The 2,500-nt window shown below is 51.4% G+C and carries 1 rRNA gene (cut by a window edge); it reads left to right on the top strand.

The features are described from left to right. Positions 1-2,425: ribosomal RNA gene (locus KQI26_RS14790) — 23S ribosomal RNA — on the top strand; it begins 418 nt to the left of the window's first position. The last annotated feature ends 75 nt before the right edge of the window (positions 2,426-2,500 follow it).

The raw sequence follows: 2,500 nt of genomic DNA, 5'->3' as shown, positions 1-2,500 counted from the left end.
ACGAGGAATCGCCGTGGGAAGACGGGTGGACCACCATCCAAGCCTAAATACTACTCAGTGACCGATAGAGGAGCAGTACCGTGAGGGAAAGGTGAAAAGGACCCCGGGAGGGGAGTGAAAGAGAACCTGAAACCTTGTGCTTACAAGCACTCAAAGCCCGTTAAAGGGTGATGAGGTACTTTTTGTAGAACGGTCCGGCGAGTTATTGTTTCATGCAAGGTTAAGGAACTGGAGTTCCGCAGCCGAAGGGAAACCGAGTCTGAAAAGGGCGTATGAAGTATGGGGCAATAGACCCGAAACCGGGTGACCTATCCATGAGCAGGTTGAAGTGGAGGTAAAACTCCATGGAGGACCGAACCCACGCCTGTTGAAAAAGTCGGGGATGACTTGTGGATAGCGGAGAAATTCCAATCGAACTCGGAGATAGCTGGTTCTCCCCGAAATAGCTTTAGGGCTAGCGTCATGTTAGATTACCGGAGGTAAAGCACTGAATGGACTAGGGGCCGCGAGGTTACCGAACCCTATCAAACTAAGAATGCCGGATAATTGGTGCATGGCAGTCAGACTACGTGAGATAAGTCTCGTGGTCAAAAGGGAAACAGCCCAGATCCACAGCTAAGGTCCCTAATAGATGCTAAGTGTAAAATGATGTGGAGTTGCACAGACAATCAGGATGTTGGCTTAGAAGCAGCCACACATTCAAAGAGTGCGTAATAGCTCACTGATCGAGTGGCTCTGCGCAGAAGATATAACGGGGCTAAGCATCTAACCGAAGCTTGGGCAGCGCATGCGCTGGGTAGGGGAGCGTTCTTATTGGGGCGAAGCAAGAGCGGAAGCACTTGTGGACTGATAAGAAGTGAGAATGCCGGAATAAGTAGCGAGAATTATGTGGGAATCATAATGGTCGAAAATCTGAGGTTTCTTGGGGAAGGTTCGTCCGCCCAAGGTAAGCCGGGAGCTAAGGCGAGGCCGAAAGGCGTAGTCGATGCACATACGGTGGAAATTCCGTAGCCGCTGACATTTAAACCACAGTGACACTTTGAGATAGGAGATCCCGGGCGATGGTTGCCCCGGGCGTAAGGGACCGAAATTATAGTAGGGAAGTCTTCGATGCTCAGAGGCGAGAAAAGCTGTGGCGTATACTAAAGCGCCCGTACCGCAAACCGACACAGGTAGATGAGGAGAGAATCCTAAGACCAACGGGAGAAGGGTTGTCAAGGAACTAGGCAAATTGGACTCGTAACTTCGGGAGAAGAGTCGCCCTCAGCAATGAGGGTCGCAGTGAAAAGGCCCAAGCGACTGTTTAACAAAAACACAGGTCTCTGCTAAATCGAAAGATGAAGTATAGGGGCTGACGCCTGCCCGGTGCTGGAAGGTTAAGAGGAGAGGTTAGCGCAAGCGAAGCTTTGATCTGAAGCCCCAGTAAACGGCGGCCGTAACTATAACGGTCCTAAGGTAGCGAAATTCCTTGTCAGGTAAGTTCTGACCCGCACGAATGGCGTAACGATTTGGGCACTGTCTCGACAGCCCGCCCGGCGAAATTGTAGTACTGGTGAAGATGCCAGTTACCCGCAACTAGACGGAAAGACCCCATGGAGCTTTACTGTAGCTTGATACTGGATTTTGATATTTCATGTACAGGATAGGTGGGAGGCTTGGAAATCTGGGCGCCAGCTCAGATGGAGCCACCGTTGGGATACCACCCTTGAACTATTGGAATTCTAACCTGCGGCCGTGAATCCGGTCGGGGGACACTGTCAGGTGGGCAGTTTGACTGGGGCGGTCGCCTCCAAAAGAGTAACGGAGGCGCTCAAAGGTTCGTTCAGCGCGGCCGGAAATCGCGCATTGAGTGTAAACGCATAAACGAGCCTGACTGCGAGACAGACATGTCGAGCAGGAACGAAAGTTGGAGTTAGTGATCCGGTGGTATGTGAGTGGAAATGCCATCGCTTAACGGATAAAAGCTACCCTGGGGATAACAGGCTGATCTCCCCCAAGAGTCCATATCGACGGGGAGGTTTGGCACCTCGATGTCGGCTCATCACATCCTGGGGCTGAATTCGGTCCCAAGGGTTCGGCTGTTCGCCGATTAAAGTGGTACGCGAGCTGGGTTCAGAACGTCGTGAGACAGTTCGGTCCCTATCTGTTGCGGGCGTAGGAGATTTGAAGAGAGCTGTCCTTAGTACGAGAGGACCGGGATGGACGCACCTCTGGTGCACCAGTTGTTCCGCCAGGAGCACAGCTGGGTAGCTATGTGCGGGCTTGATAAACGCTGAAGGCATCTAAGCGTGAAACAAACTCTAAGATTAGATCTCCCATCCGAAAGGAGTAAGGCCCCACAAAGACTATGTGGTTGATAGGTCAGAGATGTAAGCGCAGTAATGTGTTCAGTCGACTGATACTAATAGGCCGAGGGCTTGACCTAAATATTGGGCAACCTCGTTTCCGAATTTCCTTCCTTGTTCAGTTTTCATTGTGCTTTTGCCAATGAAAGCGCAAT

It is taken from the genome of Intestinimonas sp. MSJ-38 (assembly GCF_018917925.1).
Taxonomy (GTDB): Bacteria; Bacillota; Clostridia; order Oscillospirales; family Butyricicoccaceae; genus Pseudobutyricicoccus.
This window is presented reverse-complemented; position numbering and strand designations above follow the sequence as displayed.